The 16603-nt window shown below is 54.2% G+C and carries 18 protein-coding genes; 10 read left to right on the top strand and 8 right to left on the bottom strand.

All coding sequences use genetic code 11. The features are described from left to right. Window positions 1-487: 487 nt before the first annotated feature. From MUU46_RS22610 to MUU46_RS22625, 4 genes are read right to left on the bottom strand one after another with little or no spacing between them, the layout of a single operon-like run. Window positions 488-634: a phage major tail tube protein gene (locus MUU46_RS22610; RefSeq protein WP_258966793.1), complete on the bottom strand. Its 147-nt coding sequence runs from the start codon at window positions 632-634 to the stop codon at window positions 488-490. Window positions 635-679: 45 nt separating this feature from the next. After that, window positions 680-853 (bottom strand): hypothetical protein, encoded by a 174-nt coding sequence (locus tag MUU46_RS22615; RefSeq protein ID WP_159465391.1) that lies wholly within the window; start codon window positions 851-853, stop codon window positions 680-682. Then, the gene (locus MUU46_RS22620) at window positions 850-1020 is read right to left on the bottom strand and encodes a putative periplasmic lipoprotein (protein WP_258966794.1); all 171 of its coding nucleotides are present in this window, start codon (window positions 1018-1020) and stop codon (window positions 850-852) included. The genes MUU46_RS22615 and MUU46_RS22620 overlap by 4 nt, the downstream gene beginning before the upstream one ends. Beyond that, a complete protein-coding gene (locus MUU46_RS22625) occupies window positions 1017-1853 on the bottom strand; it encodes a peptidoglycan-binding protein (protein WP_258966795.1) in 837 nt (278 codons plus the stop codon). The genes MUU46_RS22620 and MUU46_RS22625 overlap by 4 nt, the downstream gene beginning before the upstream one ends. Window positions 1854-2013: 160 nt before the next feature. On the opposite strand from MUU46_RS22625, the gene MUU46_RS22630 reads away from it, so the two are divergent. From MUU46_RS22630 to clcB, 9 genes are all read left to right on the top strand, one after another. Then, the gene (locus tag MUU46_RS22630; protein WP_258966796.1) at window positions 2014-3132 is read left to right on the top strand and encodes a tyrosine-type recombinase/integrase; all 1119 of its coding nucleotides are present in this window, start codon (window positions 2014-2016) and stop codon (window positions 3130-3132) included. 164 nt (window positions 3133-3296) lie between these two features. Further along, on the top strand, window positions 3297-3554 hold the full coding sequence (locus tag MUU46_RS22635) for a DUF1161 domain-containing protein (protein ID WP_159756430.1): 258 nt from the start codon (window positions 3297-3299) through the stop codon (window positions 3552-3554). A gap of 132 nt (window positions 3555-3686) precedes the next feature. Further along, window positions 3687-6131 carry a selenate/tellurate reductase subunit YnfE gene (gene ynfE / locus MUU46_RS22640; protein WP_258966797.1) on the top strand — a complete coding sequence of 815 codons (2445 nt, stop codon included), beginning with the start codon at window positions 3687-3689 and terminating at the stop codon, window positions 6129-6131. 145 nt (window positions 6132-6276) lie between these two features. Continuing rightward, window positions 6277-6891, top strand: a complete 615-nt coding sequence (dmsD, locus tag MUU46_RS22645) for a Tat proofreading chaperone DmsD (protein WP_258966798.1) — start codon at window positions 6277-6279, stop codon at window positions 6889-6891. Between the two features lie 311 nt (window positions 6892-7202). Then, window positions 7203-7916 (top strand): osmoprotectant ABC transporter permease OsmY, encoded by a 714-nt coding sequence (osmY, locus tag MUU46_RS22650; protein ID WP_159756421.1) that lies wholly within the window; start codon window positions 7203-7205, stop codon window positions 7914-7916. A 19-nt stretch (window positions 7917-7935) separates the two neighbouring features. Beyond that, window positions 7936-8838: an osmoprotectant ABC transporter substrate-binding protein OsmX gene (gene osmX / locus MUU46_RS22655; RefSeq protein WP_159756418.1), complete on the top strand. Its 903-nt coding sequence runs from the start codon at window positions 7936-7938 to the stop codon at window positions 8836-8838. A gap of 9 nt (window positions 8839-8847) precedes the next feature. Then, window positions 8848-9495 (top strand): osmoprotectant ABC transporter permease OsmW, encoded by a 648-nt coding sequence (gene osmW, locus MUU46_RS22660; RefSeq protein ID WP_159756415.1) that lies wholly within the window; start codon window positions 8848-8850, stop codon window positions 9493-9495. After that, the gene (gene osmV, locus MUU46_RS22665; protein WP_159756412.1) at window positions 9495-10643 is read left to right on the top strand and encodes an osmoprotectant ABC transporter ATP-binding protein OsmV; all 1149 of its coding nucleotides are present in this window, start codon (window positions 9495-9497) and stop codon (window positions 10641-10643) included. Before osmW ends, osmV begins: the two co-directional genes overlap by 1 nt. A gap of 102 nt (window positions 10644-10745) precedes the next feature. After that, window positions 10746-12041 (top strand): voltage-gated ClC-type chloride channel ClcB, encoded by a 1296-nt coding sequence (clcB, locus tag MUU46_RS22670; RefSeq protein ID WP_258966799.1) that lies wholly within the window; start codon window positions 10746-10748, stop codon window positions 12039-12041. Here clcB and bioD read toward each other — a convergent pair. From bioD to ynfL, 3 genes are all read right to left on the bottom strand, one after another. After that, a complete protein-coding gene (gene bioD, locus MUU46_RS22675; RefSeq protein WP_159756406.1) occupies window positions 11994-12689 on the bottom strand; it encodes a dethiobiotin synthase in 696 nt (231 codons plus the stop codon). The two genes, clcB and bioD, sit on opposite strands and share 48 nt — an antisense overlap. 129 nt (window positions 12690-12818) lie before the next feature. Continuing rightward, on the bottom strand, window positions 12819-14039 hold the full coding sequence (gene mlc, locus MUU46_RS22680) for a sugar metabolism global transcriptional regulator Mlc (protein WP_258966800.1): 1221 nt from the start codon (window positions 14037-14039) through the stop codon (window positions 12819-12821). A 93-nt stretch (window positions 14040-14132) separates the two neighbouring features. After that, a complete protein-coding gene (gene ynfL / locus MUU46_RS22685; RefSeq protein WP_159756400.1) occupies window positions 14133-15062 on the bottom strand; it encodes a multidrug efflux transcriptional activator YnfL/SxtR(Kp) in 930 nt (309 codons plus the stop codon). Window positions 15063-15176: 114 nt separating this feature from the next. Between ynfL and ynfM the strand changes: the two genes are divergently transcribed. After that, window positions 15177-16427: a multidrug efflux MFS transporter YnfM/SxtP(Kp) gene (gene ynfM, locus MUU46_RS22690; protein WP_159756397.1), complete on the top strand. Its 1251-nt coding sequence runs from the start codon at window positions 15177-15179 to the stop codon at window positions 16425-16427. Window positions 16428-16455: 28 nt separating this feature from the next. Here the strand turns inward: ynfM and MUU46_RS23015 are convergent, their stop codons facing one another. Next, window positions 16456-16548, bottom strand: a complete 93-nt coding sequence (locus MUU46_RS23015; RefSeq protein ID WP_374685028.1) for a KPN_01571 family protein — start codon at window positions 16546-16548, stop codon at window positions 16456-16458. Between the last annotated feature and the right edge of the window lie 55 nt (window positions 16549-16603).

Genomic DNA, 16603 nt, shown 5'->3' on the forward strand with positions numbered 1-16603 from the left:
AAGCGCTTTCCTTTCCGATAAAAAAACATCCTTTGAATGTATATCCATTATGTGTCCATAAAAAAGACATGAAGATATATAAAACGCTTCTACAGCAAGGGAGTTAAACTCCTCGCATAGCCGAAATAATGAATCAACAAAATCAATAGTTACATCACTATCTGGCAAGTATTGGACATTTTTTAGTAATAGTTCTTTAAGCTCCAAGGCTTTGATTAGTTTTCGGCCACTGTTTAATTCTATAATTAAACGCCTTAAGCCCAACATAAACTTTACATTTGCATTCATATGCGCCTCAACAAAATCCAACATTTTCTTGATAAAGCGACCGTAAAGAAAAGAACTTAAATGTTTATATTAAAAAAAACACAAACAATTGCCACCTGATGTACTTGCGAGAAAAGACGCAGGTATTTGCCTTTCTGGCTTCGATATATCTCTTCTTGTTGCCTACATACCAACTGCCCTTTCAATTCTCACAACCCCGTTACATCAGCAGCGCATCTTTCTCGTCTGCCAGAACGTTCACGCCGTTAACGCTGCGGATCATGTTCGCCGGGTCAATCTCGTAGATTTCCTTTCCGTCGACCATCAGCTTGTAATAGCTGAGATTCATGGTCACTGACATCCCCACGCCCTCTTTGCTGTCGGTCCCGGCTTCGTCTGGGGTTATGATAGGTTATTTGGTGGTGGCGGTAGCGTGACACTGGCTGTCGCGCTTCAGGGCCTGGTCACCGCTGCACTGAATGTTGCCTTTGGTTTCATCGTGCCGGACGTAGGTGATGATGTTCGAGCACCCCGCCATCACCGTGCACAACATCAGGGTGATCATCACCTGAACTGCTTTTTTCATTGGTTCGCCTTACATTGAGAGTGATCGGAGACCGTTACACTGTTGCCGAGGCTTTCCACACTCACCACCGGCGCACAGGCCTGCTGGCTCCCGGACTCTTCGATATGAACCCAGGTTCCCGAGCATCCGGACAGGACCAGAATCGCCGCTAACATCAGAGCTTTCATACGCCGTAGACCTCCCGGTCAAGTGCCGCCCAGGTATCTTTCCCGCAGACCCCGTCGACCGCCAGCAAGTGCGCCGCCTGGAACGCCATGATGCCGTTGATCGTATCCGGTCCCGCGCTCCCGTCAGGTTTCAGGCCCAGCATCAGCTGGATCTCGCGCACGTCGTCGCCGCTGGCGCCCTCTTTCACCAGGTTGCGGACAATCCCTTTCCCATGAGCCAGCTCGAGCGCGGCCTGCGCTTCAGTCGCATACGCCGCGATGGTCTGCGCTTTGTCGGTGCCGTTGATAATGCGGCGCGCATTGAGATAATCGATCGTCGTGTCGGTCAGGTAATCCGCCAGCGTCTTGCCGGTGAACCAGCCTTCCGCCATGCCGTTAATCGCCACCTGCGCCGCCACCCATGGCGTCATTGCTAAATCAGGCTGCATTACCAGTGGCACGTTGTGCTGGAGCGTCAGAAAGTCGACCACCTGCGCCTGCGCCTTCTGGTAATTGTCTTTCCAGGTCAGTTGGACGTAGCCGCGACCGTCATAAACCTGCCCGGTTTCAAGGTCCGGTTCGCCATAGGGACGCCCCGCCCCTTTGCCGTATTCCTCGACCGGCTGCATGGTGGCTGCCGTTTCGTGGTAGGTGGTGGCGAGCACATAGGCCAGCCAGCTCACAGGCACGTGGCGGCCCAGCACGTTGTTGTAAATGAGATAGGCGGCAGTGAATCCCGCCAGGCACTCAGCCTGCACGTCATTCACGCCACCGTTAAACCAGACCGCATTCATACGGGTCTGAAAAGCGCGCAGTGAAAATCCTCGCAAACGCGATTTTTTATGTTTAAACATTGGAACTCCGTGTAAGAGAGGGGGGGTTATTCACCTGCAATGAAGGACGGCGGGAAGTGGGTTGTTTACGAAGACGCCAAATTCATCGGCATTCGAGGTGAGCACCGGATCTCAAACAACCTCCCAGAAGCGGCGAGGAAAATGGTGGAGAGAACGCTCAATGGCAAGGCCACGCACACACAACATTGATATCCCGAATCTGTATCGAAAACTCGACAAGCGGAACGGCAAGACCTACTGGCAGTACTTCAATCAACTAGATGGCAAATTTTCGAGCCTGGGGCGTGACGAAGCTCTTGCCAAAACCGCCGCGCTCAAACTGAACAGGGTTATTGCTCAAAAGCAGGTTGAGCATGCCTACTCACTGGTTGATAGCGTTCTGGGTCGCGATAAACCTGAGTGCAGTAAAATTCGGCTACATGCGTGGATTGACAGGTATTTTGATTTGCTGGATAAGCGACTGGAACGCGGGGAACTGGCAGCCAGCACCATTCGATCCAGAAAATTTTCAGCACGTCTGTTGAGGGACAAGTCTTCGAATATGTATCTCGAAAATGTAGGTGCTCGCGAAATGGCGGCTATTTTAGAAGAGTATAAAAACGAGGATAAAAATCTCACAGCCAACCAGCACCGTAGTAACTGGATGGATCTGTTCAAAGAGGCTCAGTACGCTGGCGAAGTTCCGCCCGGCTTCAACCCGGCCCTCGCCACGCGGAAAGTATCGTTTCAGATCCGACGAGGTCGCCTGGAGTTTAAACAGTGGCAGAGGATTTACGAGGCTGCGGGAAATTGGGCGCATTGGGCGCAATGCTGCCTGTTGTTATCTCTGGTGACAGGCCAGCGCCCCGGTGATGTTATCAAGATGAAATTCTCGGATGTGTGGGACGATTACCTGCACATCGAGCAGGAAAAGACCGGCCATAAGATTGCTCTGCCGCTTTCACTTCACTGCGAGGCTATCTCGATGAATCTTGGCCAGGCCATCAAATTTTGCCGCGACGGAATCCTCAGTCATTTTATGGTTCACCATTCGACTTCGTATCGCCGGGCGAAAGTCGGCGGTCAGCTCAGTAGAACGACGGTGAGCAAAATGTTCTGTGATTTACGGAATGAGTTAGGTATTGAGGCCGAAGAAGGAAAAACACCACCAACTTTTTACGAACAGCGCTCTCTCGCCGAACGCCTGTATGAAAAACAGGGCATCGATACGCAACTACTTCTGGGTCATTCCACTGCAGCAATGACGGCGAGATACCATGACGACCGGCGCAACGATTGAGTCCGTTTGGTGGTGTGATATTGGGGAACAGGATTGGTGGAATTTTGGTGAGATTTTGGTGATTCCACCCTACTCTCAGAAATTTCAGAAAGTTAGCTTCAAAGACAGCTACTTACACTATGAGTGCTATGCTTTTATCTCACCATAGCGACAAGGAGATGCGTATGAAAAAGACTCACTGGCTATTTGCACTGTTACTGGCCGGCGCGATGCCAGCTTTTGCGGCTGCCCCGGAGTCCTGCGAGCGAGTTAAGGATGATATCCAGCAGAAAATAGTGACCAACGGTGTGCCAGAATCCGGGTTTACGTTGAATATTGTGCCGAACGACCAGGCTGACCGGCCGGATGCACAGGTGGTCGGGCATTGCGCCAACGACACCTTCAAAATTCTCTACACCCGCAACGGCAACGATCAGCAGTAGTCTTCGCCTTCACACGAAAGATATTATCCCTGGATTGACCGGGGATAATATCTCTATACCTCTAAGTAAGTAACATCCCTCCATCAAAAGTCGGGCTGCGCGTCCGGTGCATAAATAAAAATGGAGTGAGCGATGTCTGATAATGAACAGCATGTACACCCCGGCGGAATAAGCCGCCGCAGCCTGATCAAATCCACTGCTATTGGCTCTATGGCCCTCGCCGCCAGTGGAATTTCACTTCCCTTTACCCTGAAAAGTGCAGCCGCCGCTGTTCAACAGGCCACACAGCCTGATGACAAAGTGGTCTGGGGCGCCTGTTCGGTAAACTGCGGTAGTCGCTGCGCCCTGCGTCTGCACGTACGCGACGACGAAGTATACTGGGTCGAAACCGACAATACCGGCCATGACATCTACGGCGATCACCAGGTGCGCGCCTGTCTGCGCGGGCGCTCTATTCGCCGCCGTATCAATCACCCGGAACGCCTGAATTACCCGATGAAGCGCGTCGGCAAACGCGGAGAAGGCAAGTTCGAACGTATCAGTTGGCCGGAAGCGCTCGATATGCTGACCGACAGCCTAAAGCATGTAGTGAAAGAGTACGGCAACGAGGCCGTTTACATTAACTACACCTCCGGGATTGTGGGCGGCAATATTACACGCTCTTCGCCTTATGCCTCTTTGGTGGCCCGTCTGATGAACTGCTACGGCGGTTTTCTCAGTCACTATGGTACTTACAGTACCGCACAGATTGCCTGTGCCATGCCCTATACCTATGGTTCGAACGAAGGCAACAGCACCTCCGATATCGAGAACAGTCAGCTGGTGGTGATGTTCGGTAACAACCCGGCAGAAACGCGCATGAGCGGTGGCGGCATTACCTGGTATCTGGAACAGGCCCGCGAGCGCTCGAACGCCAGAATGATCGTCATCGATCCGCGCTATACCGACACAGCCGCCGGGCGCGAAGACGAATGGGTGCCAATTCGCCCAGGTACAGACGCCGCGTTAGTGGCGGGCATCGCGTGGGTGTTGATTGACGAAAATCTCGTCGACCAGCCGTTCCTCGACAAATACTGCGTCGGCTACGATGAAAAAACGCTGCCGGAAGGCGCCCCCGCCAATGGGCATTATAAGGCGTATATTCTCGGTCATGGGGACGACACCACCGCTAAAACGCCGGAATGGGCCTCACGTATTACCGGGATCCCAGCGGATAAAATTATCAAACTGGCGCGTGAAATCGGGACGGCGAAACCTGCGTATATCTGCCAGGGCTGGGGCCCACAGCGCCAGGCCAACGGTGAACTGACGGCGCGGGCTATCGCGATGCTGCCAATTCTGACTGGCAACGTCGGCATTAACGGCGGCAACAGTGGCGCACGTGAATCCACCTATACCATCACCATTGAACGTATGCCGGTACTGCAAAACCCGGTGAAAACCGCTATCTCCTGTTTCACCTGGACCGACGCCATTGAACGTGGCACAGAAATGACCGCCATCCGTGACGGTGTCCGCGGCAAAGATAAGCTGGATGTACCGATTAAATTCATCTGGAACTACGCTGGCAACACTATAATCAACCAACATTCGCAGATTAACCGCACCCACGACATTCTTCAGGATGATAAAAAATGCGAAATGATCGTGGTCATCGAAAACTTTATGACCGCCTCGGCAAAATACGCTGACCTGCTGCTACCGGACCTAATGACCGTGGAGCAGGAAGACATCATTCCTAATGATTACGCGGGTAATATGGGTTACCTGATCTTCATCCAGCCTGCTACACGTGCGAAATTCGAACGCAAACCGATTTACTGGATCATGAGCGAAGTAGCAAAACGCCTCGGGCCGGACATACTGCAGAAATTTACAGAGGGGCGCACCCAGGCGGAATGGCTGCAATTTCTGTACGCCAAAATGCTCGCTAAAGACCCTGAGCTCCCTTCTTATGAAGCGCTGAAAGCGATGGGAATTTACAAACGTAAAGATCCTAACGGCCATTTCGTGGCGTATAAAGATTTCCGTAAAGATCCGGACACCAACCCGCTGAAAACGCCGTCGGGTAAAATTGAAATTTACTCGGCACAACTGGCCAGCATCGCCGAAAGCTGGGAGCTGGAAAAAGATGACACTATCAGCCCGCTGCCGGTGTACGCCTCAACGTTTGATGGCTGGGATGCGCCACAGCGCGACACCTTCCCGCTGCAGCTGTTTGGCTTCCATTATAAAGCCCGCACGCACTCCAGCTATGGTAACGTCGACGTGCTGAAAGCCGCCTGTCGTCAGGAAGTGTGGCTTAACCCAGTGGACGCCGCCAAACGGGGTATTCACAGCGGTGATATGGTGCGGGTCTTTAACGATCGCGGTGAGTTGCGCATCGAGGCGAAAGTCACCCCACGCATCATGCCGGGTGTGAGCGCAATGGGCCAGGGCGCGTGGCATGATGCCAGTATGAACGGGGACCGAATCGATCATGGGTCATGCATCAATACGCTGACCACACACCGTCCGTCGCCGCTGGCGAAAGGTAACCCGCAGCATACTAATCTGGTACAAATCGAGAAGGTGTAAGTTTGCCCGCCGTGTTGTCACCACGATTACCAGGCCTACATTGAGTTGTAGGCCCATTAAATTACGAGCCCTTTCGCTCGAATGCATCATTGATGAAAATAGAAAATAACCGGCGTGTAAACCCCGCCGTAGCAAGGAAACTGTTATGAATCAACCGCGCTTCGTTGAAGCCATCGCCATCACTGGCCGCGTGCTGGGTGGACTGTTCTATTATGACCCGCAGAGCGAAAACATCGCCCCGCTGATCGCCGCCTTCCGTGACGGAAGTTGGGCGCAGCAGTGGCCGGAGTCCATTCCTTTCAAACCGGAACTGGTAGACAGTTTTCAGGTCGCGTCAGATGAGCCGCTCAGCGAAGCGTTTCAACGTCTTTTCGTCGGCCCATACGCACTACCCGCGCCGCCGTGGGGTTCGGTTTGGCTGGATCGCGAAAATGTTCTGTTTGGTGATTCCACGCTCGCCCTACGCCAGTGGATGCGTGAGAAAGGAATCGCCTTTGAAGCGCAACAGAATGAGCCGGAAGATCATTTCGGTACCCTGCTGATGCTGGCGGCCTGGCTCAAAGAGAACAACCGCGACGAAGAGTGGCAGCAACTGTTGGGCTGGCACCTGTTGCCGTGGTCGGGTCGTTTCCTGGAAGAGTTTGTTACCCACGCTGAGCATCCTTTTTACCGTTCGCTCGGCGAGCTGGCACAGCAGACGCTGGCTTTCTGGCAGACCGAACTGCTGTCTCCGGTTGCCGATAAAAAACTCTATCGCTAAGCCGTTATCACCCGCCGTCCGGCGGGTGACTTAACTTAAATTTCAGACACCTGCAAAACCATCATTTGTGACAACGTCACTTACCCCGCTTCGTTTTAGGACTTTTCTGGTCTTTTGCCGCTCAGCCTTTACGTCATAAGGCGTAACACCTTGTTTACAAAACCTGACCCCGTCACTTAATTCGTCCCTCTTCTGGAATCCTTCCCAAGCGCTTGCTATAGGTCTTAAACCCTGCCGGAACATGGCATAACAACAAGCAACAACAAGCAACGTCGTTGCAATAACGCATGCACACAGGGAGACACACTGCAATGCACAACTCTTTACTGACCCGCGCGCTGTTGTTTATAGGCGCGATTATCGCGGTCCTGGCATTACTCACGTGGGGAATCGGCCTTGAGACAATCCGCTCTCGCCAGGTTGATTTAGTCTATCTCGGACAACAGCACCTGATCCTGGTGTTCTCCTCAATGTTCTTCGCACTCCTGGTAGGTATCCCAAGCGGCATTCTGCTGAGCCGTCCTGCCGCACGCGGTATCGCCGAATATGTGATGCAAATTTTCAACATCGGTAACACCCTGCCGCCGCTTGCGGTGCTGGCGTTAGCGATGGTGATTGTCGGCATCGGCGATAAACCCGCAATTGTGGCGCTGTTTCTGGCGTCGCTGCTGCCGATTGTGCGTAACACCTACTCAGGCTTGTGTTCAGTACCGGCCTCTCTGCTGGAAGCAGCGAACGGTATTGGCATGACCAAAATGCAGCGTTTGTGGCAGGTGGAAATTCCTAACGCCTGGCCGGTGATGCTCTCAGGTATTCGCATCGCCACCGCGATTAACGTCGGTACCGCGCCGCTGGCATTCTTGATTGGCGCCAGCAGCTACGGCGAGCTTATCTTCCCGGGCATTTACCTGAACGACTTCCCGACGCTTATCCTCGGCGCGGTCGCGACGGCCCTCTTCGCCCTGATCCTCGATACGCTGTTGGCGGGTCTGGGACGCATACTTAGCCCGCATACCGCCGAATAACAATAATCAGGAGCATTCCATGAGACGATTGAAACGTCTGTTTATCGCCGCCGCTGCGCTGGCGATGGTTGCCGGTCAGGCCAACGCGGCCCCGATCATTCTGGCGACCAAGAGCTTTACCGAACAGCATATTTTGTCCGCCATGACTGTACAGTATCTGCGCAAGAAAGGTTTCCAGGTTCAGCCGAAAACCAACATTGCGACCGTAATTTCCCGCAACGCCATGATCAACAAGCAAATTGACATGACCTGGGAATACACCGGCACCTCCCTCATCATCTTCAACCACATCAATAAGCGCATGTCTCCCCAGGAGTCTTACGACACCGTAAAACGCCTCGATGAAAAGCTCGGCCTGATATGGCTTAAACCAGCAGACATGAACAACACTTACGCCTTTGCAATGCAGCGTAAACGCGCCGAAGCGGAAAACATCAACACCATGTCGGAAATGGTAGCAAAGCTTGAACACATTCGTCAGACCGACCCGAAACACAACTGGTTGCTGGGTCTGGATTTGGAATTCGCCGGTCGCAGTGACGGGATGAAACCGTTGCAGCAGACCTATAACATGCCGCTCGACCGCCCGCAAATTCGTCAGATGGACCCAGGCCTTGTGTACAACGCCGTGCGTGACGGGTTCGTCGATGCCGGTCTGGTTTACACCACGGATGGCCGCGTGAAAGGCTTCGACCTCAAAGTGCTGAAAGATGACAAAGGTTTCTTCCCAAGCTACGCCGTGACGCCGGTGGTGCGTAAGGACACGCTGGAAGCAAACCCGGGTCTTGAAGAGGCGATGAACACGCTTTCCGGTCTGCTGAATAACGAGGTGATCACCGAGCTGAACAAACGCGTGGATATCGATCACCAGTCGCCACAACAGGTTGCGCGGGACTTCCTGCACAGCAAAGGCCTGGAATAAGGAGGCGTCATGGATACGATTCACTATATGATTGATAACTGGAGTTATCTGGCAACACTGACCTGGCAGCATCTGTGGCTGGTTCTGCTCGCCGTTGGGCTGGCAATCATCATCGGCGTGCCGCTGGGAATTCTGATTGTGCGTCACAAATGGCTGGCAACGCCGATTTTGGGCCTGACGACCATTTTGCTGACCATTCCGTCGATTGCGCTGTTTGGCCTGATGATCCCCCTGTTTTCGCTGATCGGTCAGGGTATTGGCGCCTTACCCGCCATCACCGCGGTGTTCCTTTATTCACTGCTGCCTATTGTGCGTAACACTCATACCGCGCTCGATAATCTGCCGCCGGGGCTGCGTGAAGCCGGCCGTGGGATTGGCATGACCTTCTGGCAGCGTCTGCGCTGGGTGGAGATCCCGATGGCGCTTCCGGTAATTTTCGGCGGCATCCGTACTGCGGTAGTGATGAACATCGGCGTCATGGCGATTGCCGCGGTTATCGGCGCGGGGGGTCTTGGCCTGCTACTGCTGAACGGCATTGGTGGGAGTGATATTCGTATGTTAATTGCCGGGGCGTTAATGATTTGCCTGCTGGCTATTGTGCTCGACTGGTTGCTGCACAGACTGCAGATTGTCCTGACACCAAAGGGGATTCGATAATGATAAAGTTAGAAAATCTGACCAAACAATTTACGCAAAAGAACGGCCAGAGCTTTAACGCCGTCGATAACGTCAATCTCAACGTGCCGGAAGGTGAAATGTGCGTCCTGCTGGGGCCGTCCGGCTGCGGGAAGACCACAACGCTTAAAATGATTAACCGCCTGATCCCGGCCAGTAGCGGGAAAATCCTGATTAACGGCCAGGACACTAGTGATATGGACACCGTCAGCCTGCGGCGTAATATCGGCTACGTTATCCAGCAAATTGGTCTGTTCCCGAACATGACCATTGAGGAAAACATCACCGTCGTGCCACGGATGCTGGGCTGGGATAAACCCCGCTACAAAGCGCGCGCCGAAGAGCTGATGGATATGGTAGCGATGGACCCCAAAAAATTCCTGAGCCGCTATCCAAAAGAGATGTCCGGCGGACAGCAGCAGCGTATCGGGGTTATCCGTGCGCTGGCGGCAGATCCTCCGGTGCTGCTGATGGATGAGCCGTTCGGCGCCGTCGACCCGATTAACCGTGAAGTGATTCAGAACCAGTTCCTGGAGATGCAGCGCCAGCTGAAGAAAACGGTGATGTTGGTCAGCCACGACATTGATGAAGCGCTGAAGCTCGGCGACCGCATTGCGGTGTTCCGTCAAGGGCGCATCATACAGTGCGCCAGCCCCGACGAACTGCTGGCGAAACCGGCGAATGAGTTTGTCGGCTCGTTTGTCGGCCAGGACCGCACGCTGAAACGCCTGCTGTTAGTCTCTGCCGGTGACGTCACCGACCAGCAGCCTACCATCACCGTGAAACGCGATACCGCCCTGCCGGAAGCCTTCGCCACCATGGACGACAACGACATTCGTGCGATTACGGTGGTGGATAACGAAGGCAAACCGCTGGGCTTTGTGAAGCGCCGAGAAGCGCGTAATGCCTCCGGCAGCTGCGCAGATCTACTGCATCCATTCCGCGTCACCGGTAAAGCCGAAGACAACCTGCGTGTCGTGCTTTCCAAGCTGTACGAAAGCAACACCAGCTGGATGCCTATCGTCGATGAAGATGGCCGCTACAACGGTGAAATCTCCCAGGATTACATTGCCGACTATCTCAGCTCTGGCCGTACGCGCCGTGCGCTGAATATCCATTCCGCAGATTAAGCGATTTCCCCCTCGCCTGAGGGGGCTCTCTGCGTTTGTTTTTTGCCAAGTTCCCGATTTCCTCGCACAATACGGTATCACTCTGATCAACCGTGAAAAACAATGCATCGCCTACACGCTTACCCTGACATTCAGGCTATGTTTCGCCGCCTGCTCATTGCGACGATAGTCGGCATTCTTGCCGCCCTTGCCGTGGCGATCTTCCGTCACGCCATGTATTTGCTTGAGTGGATGTTTTTGAGCGACGACAGTAAAAGTCTGGTGTACGCCGCAGGCAGTCTGCCCTGGTGGCGACGCCTGCTGACACCTGCGCTCGGTGGCCTTGCCGCCGGGCTACTGCTGTGGGGTTGGCAGCGTTACACCCGCCAGCGACCGCATGCTCCAACGGATTACATGGAAGCACTGGAAACCGGCGACGGACAGTTCGATTACGGCTCGAGTCTGGTGAAATCGCTGGCTTCGTTGCTGGTTGTGGTTAGCGGCAGCGCCATCGGGCGTGAAGGCGCGATGATCCTGCTCGCAGCTCTCGCCGCCTCTTTCTTGGCAAAACGTTTTACGCCCAAAGACGAATGGAAACTGTGGATTGCCTGCGGGGCCGCCGCCGGGATGGCCAGCGCTTATCACGCGCCGTTGGCGGGTAGCCTGTTTATCGCAGAAATTTTGTTCGGCACGTTAATGCTGGCCTCGCTCGGGCCGGTAGTGGTCGCGGCGGTGATTGCCCTGCTGATCACGAATCTGCTGAGCGGTGGCCCGGCGTTGCTGTATGTGGTTCACGTCGACGCGCCACACAGTGCGGGAACTTACGGCCTGATGCTGGCGACCGGGCTGCTCGCCGGGCTATGCGGGCCGGTGTTTATCTGGTTAATGGGTTTCACCCATTCGCTCTTTTTGCGACTCAAACTGTCTCCGCCGTGGCAGTTGGCGCTGGGCGGATTTATCGTCGGGTTGCTGTCGTTGTTAACGCCTGCGGTATGGGGCAACGGCTACAGCGTGGTGCAAAGCTATCTGCTGGCGCCGCCGCTATTTGGCGCGGTAGCGGGTGTGTTCTTGTGTAAATTGCTGGCAGTGCTGTCGAGCAGCGGTTCTGGTGCGCCGGGCGGAGTATTCACACCAACGTTGTTTGTCGGGATGGCGATTGGCATGTTGTTTGCGCGATTCTGGGGGCTATGGCTGCCGGACGGCAATGAAATGGCGGTGCTGATGGGGTTGACGGGAATGGCCACGCTGTTAGCGGCTACGACGCATGCGCCAATCATGTCGACGTTGATGATCTGTGAAATGACCGGGCAGTATGCACTACTGCCCGGCTTACTGATTTCCTGCGTGGTGGCGTCGGTGCTGTCGCGGACGTTACGCCAGGACTCGATCTATCGCCAGCATATCACCGAACAGGGTTAAATCGACGTACTGGCTCAGTTCACGCTGTTCAGCGCGCGGCAGATACGGAAGCTCACCGACCAATGGCGCGGGCAGTTTTTTACTCAGCACGCCGATGATTTCAGCATAGTGTGCCAGCCCCGGATTGATACGGTTAGCGACCCAACCGATTAACGGCAGACCATCGTTCGCAATCGCCTGAGCGGTCAGCAATGCATGGTTAATGCAGCCTTCCTGGATGCCTACCACCATAACGACCGGTAATTGTTCCTGCACGACCCATTCAGAGAGCGGGCGCAGATCGTTCATCAGACTACGCCAGCCGCCAGTGCCTTCAACCACCACGTGATCGACACGCTGGCTCAGGTCATCAAGACCTTTGGACAATAAGGTGTAGTTGATAGGGCAACTGTGCGCCACGCTGCTTTCCTCTTCGCTAAGAGCGATAGGATTAATAGCGCTATAGGGCAGTTCCGTGGTGGAAACACTTTGCAGTATCAGCGCGTCTTTGTTGCGCAGTCCTTCAGGCGTTTCCTTGCTGCCTTTGGCGACAGGTTTGTACCCTGCCACGCTTTTGCCGTTGGCGGCTAACGCCTGCAGCAACGCGCGTGATACCACCGTCTTTCCAACAGAGGTATCCGTACCAGTAATAAAGAAACGCTTAAGCATGTTTCACTCCACTGCTTTGACGGTGAAAATATAAATCAGGGTGATAATTCAAGAGCAGAGGAAGTGTAAGGGATTGGGCGAAAAGCCAGCTTGCGTTAGCGCAATTTTTAGCTTAACAATTAAAATTTGTTAACCTTGTAACAATCTGATCAGCAGAGAACCGTTATAAAGCGCGTCTTTAACCAGCGCTGCGCCCGTCATCGTTCCACGGTTGAGGAACTGCGTGCTCTCGACGCTGATATGTCGACTGTACGCTGGCAGAGACTGCTGATGGATGCAGGCGCTGATGGCCGGGAACAGTATGCTGGAGGCCTGATTGAACGGCGAACCGATAAGAATTTTTTGCGGGTTAAATAAATTCACCATGATGGCGAGAATACGTCCGACGTGGGTCCCCACGCCGCTAATGATATCCTTAGCTAATAAATCGCCCTGCACCGCCGCCTGACACAGCCACTCAACGGTCAGCGGCTGCTGGTGCAGCATTGAGCTTATCGACTGTTTCATCCGAATTTTCGCCAGTTCCAGCACACTTTCCACACTGGCGATGGTTTCCAGACAGCCGTGGTTGCCGCAGTAACAGAGCTTACCGTACGGGTCGACCTGGGTATGACCGATTTCCACCAGACTGCTGCTGCCCGCATGCAGCAAACGTCCGTCAGTGATAACGCCCGCGCCGACGTTATGATCGATAACCACCTGAATAACGTCGCGCGCCCCCCGAGAAGCGCCGAACAGCGCCTCCGCCATGGTCCACGCGCTGATATCATGTTGCAAATATACCGGCACGCCGGTGCGAGACTCTAGCGCTTCGCCGAGCGCCACGTCTTTTACGTCATCGTAAAATGGCATACGGTGAATGATGCCATTTTCGGTATCAATAATACCGGGAAGGGTTATTGCAATAGAGGTTAAACGCTCAAGCTTTTGCTGATGGCGAATGAAAAAGTGGTCGATGTGTTCGATCACGCGGTCGAGAAACGGTTTGTCATCTACCAGCGGCAACGTTTGTTCTTCTTCTACCACCAGCTTACTGCTCAAATCACGCAGGGCGAGGTTAATTTCTCCCCGGCTGATACGCAGTGACAGATAGTGCCAGGCTTCGGTTTCCACCATCAAGCCTACTGCCGGACGCCCACGGCTACCCGGGTCCTGAATTTCAGTTTCCTGTACCAGATGCGCTTCGAGCATTTCGCGAACAATCTTGGTGATACTGGCGGGCGCAAGTTGCGCAAGGCGAGAAAGGTCGATACGCGACACCGGGCCGAGCTGATCAATCAGGCGGTATACCGCCCCTGCGTTGGTCTGCTTAATCTGATCAATATGCCCTGGCTGACTTTCTGCTACCACCGAAGACTCCCTTATTTTCGCGCTTCGAAATAAACTTTTGCTATGTTGAAGCACTTCGACCTAAATCGTCAAATTTTTACTTAGGCTTGTGATTTACCGCACATTTTTTCGTGTATTTTCGGCAAAAAAGTCGGCCATTGCGGCAGCCAGCAGCTGTTCGCGGAAGCGAAGCGCCGCCTGGGTTTGCTCATGATGTCTGGACCACACCAGCCACATTTCCGACACCGCGTCCTCATCACTTATCGGTAACCAGCGCATCTCATTAAGCTGAACCTTCTTAAAAGAGGCCGGAAGAATCGACGCGCCCAGTCCGGCGGAGACCAGGCCAATAATGGTCATCGCCTCGCCCACTTCTTGAGTAATGGTGGGCGTGCCGAAACGCCTGAGCAGGCCAAGAATATCGTCGTACAAGCCGGTGCCGACGAGCGGATCGAAAAACACCAACGGCTCCAGCACCAGTTCTGCCAACGACACGGATTCGCGGCTTGCCAGCGGATGATCCCGGTGAACCATCGCCATTAGCGGTTCTCGCAAAATAACCTGCCACTCAAGGGTATCCGGCAGCTGCGTTTTACGCATCAGGCCCAAATCCAGCGCCCCTTCGCTAAGCGGCGAAATTTGCTCCCGGGTATTACTTTCCCGCGTCTGGATATGAACGTCAGGATACTGACGACGAAAACGCGACAGCGTATCCGACACCGACTTAATGAACGGCGCCGAAGAGGTAAATCCAATGCGCAGCTCGCCGGTTTCCCCTTGATGCAGACGTGCCGCCCGGGAAGCAGCGTCTTCCACCTGAACCAGGATTTGGCGACTGTCAGCCAGAAACAGCTTCCCGGCGGGCGTCAGGCTCACACTGCGGTTAGTGCGGGCGAACAGTCGGGCGCCAATCTGCTGTTCAAGGATCTGAATTTGCTGACTTAACGGTGGCTGGGAGATGTTCAGCCGTGCGGCAGCGCGGCCAAAATGCAGTTCTTCAGCTACTGCTACAAAGTAGCGCAAGTGTCGCAGCTCTATATTCATAGGTTTAAAGTATCATTTGAGATTATTAATATATTAGACAGAATATTTACATTTTCCTAATCTGAACTTGTGAACTGATTTTTTTGATATTTCCTCTGATGTAAGGATCATGCTTTGAGCCGTACCTCCACCGTTGACACCGTCCCGGCCCGTGACGTCAACGATATTCGTCTTCCCGCGCCGGGCCAGTTTATTCAACGTGGAACCTCACAATTCATTCGCGTCACACTGGCGCTTTTCTCCGCCGGACTGGCCACTTTCGCCCTGCTCTATTGCGTCCAGCCTATTCTTCCGGTGTTGTCGCATGAGTTTGGTGTATCGCCTGCCAGCGCCAGTATTTCCCTGTCGGTATCGACCGGTTTACTGGCCGTCGGCCTGTTGTTTACCGGGCCGCTGTCGGATGCCATTGGTCGCAAACAGGTCATGGTCACCGCCCTGCTGCTGGCCTCCTGCTGTACGCTGCTGTCGACGATGATGACCAGTTGGCACGGGATCCTTATCATGCGTGCGCTGATTGGCCTTTCATTAAGCGGCGTGGCCGCAGTCGGCATGACCTACTTAAGTGAAGAAATTCATCCGAGCTTTGTCGCCTTTTCGATGGGGCTGTACATCAGCGGAAACTCGATTGGCGGCATGAGCGGGCGTTTGCTGACCGGGGTGATGACGGATTTCTTCGGCTGGCGAGTGGCAGTGGCGATGATCGGCTGTTTCGCTCTCGCGGCGGCGCTGATGTTCTGGCGCATTCTACCCGATTCACGTCACTTTAAACCCGCATCGCTGCGACCAAAATCACTGTTCATCAACTTCCGTATTCACTGGCGTGATAAGGGACTGCCGCTGCTGTTCGCGGAAGGTTTTCTGCTGATGGGCGCGTTCGTGACGCTGTTCAACTATATCGGCTATCGCCTTATGATGTCGCCATGGTCACTGAGCCAGGCGGTGGTCGGCCTGCTGTCGGTGGCTTATCTCACCGGGACCTGGAGTTCCCCAAAGGCGGGCGCCATGACGCAACGCTTCGGGCGCGGTCGGGTGATGATTGGCTTTACCGGCGTGATGCTGTGCGGCCTGCTGCTTACGCTGTTCTCATCACTGTGGATTATCTTCTTCGGTATGCTACTGTTCTCCGCGGGCTTCTTCGCCGCGCACTCCGTCGCCAGCAGCTGGATTGGACCACGTGCCCGCCGCGCACGCGGCCAGGCCTCGTCGCTGTATCTGTTTAGCTACTATCTGGGTTCAAGCATCGCGGGGACGCTCGGCGGTGTGTTCTGGCATAACTGGGGATGGAACGGCGTGGGGGGATTTATCGCAGCAATGCTGGTCCTGGCGCTGATAACCGGCAATTGCCTGCATAAGCGCCTGCACTAATTTGAACGCCCGTCACTGACGGGCTGCTTTACCACTGACCTAAAAAGGTGGCTAAGCCTGCCATGTCGCGCACTGCGTCAACTGACAGCAGTGCGATGAAAACCCAGATGAACGGATTCATAATTTGCCGCACACTGATGACCTGTGATAGTGATTAGCCTGGCGTATAATTCACA

The organism is Scandinavium tedordense, from assembly GCF_024764965.1.
Taxonomy (GTDB): Bacteria; Pseudomonadota; Gammaproteobacteria; order Enterobacterales; family Enterobacteriaceae; genus Scandinavium; species Scandinavium tedordense.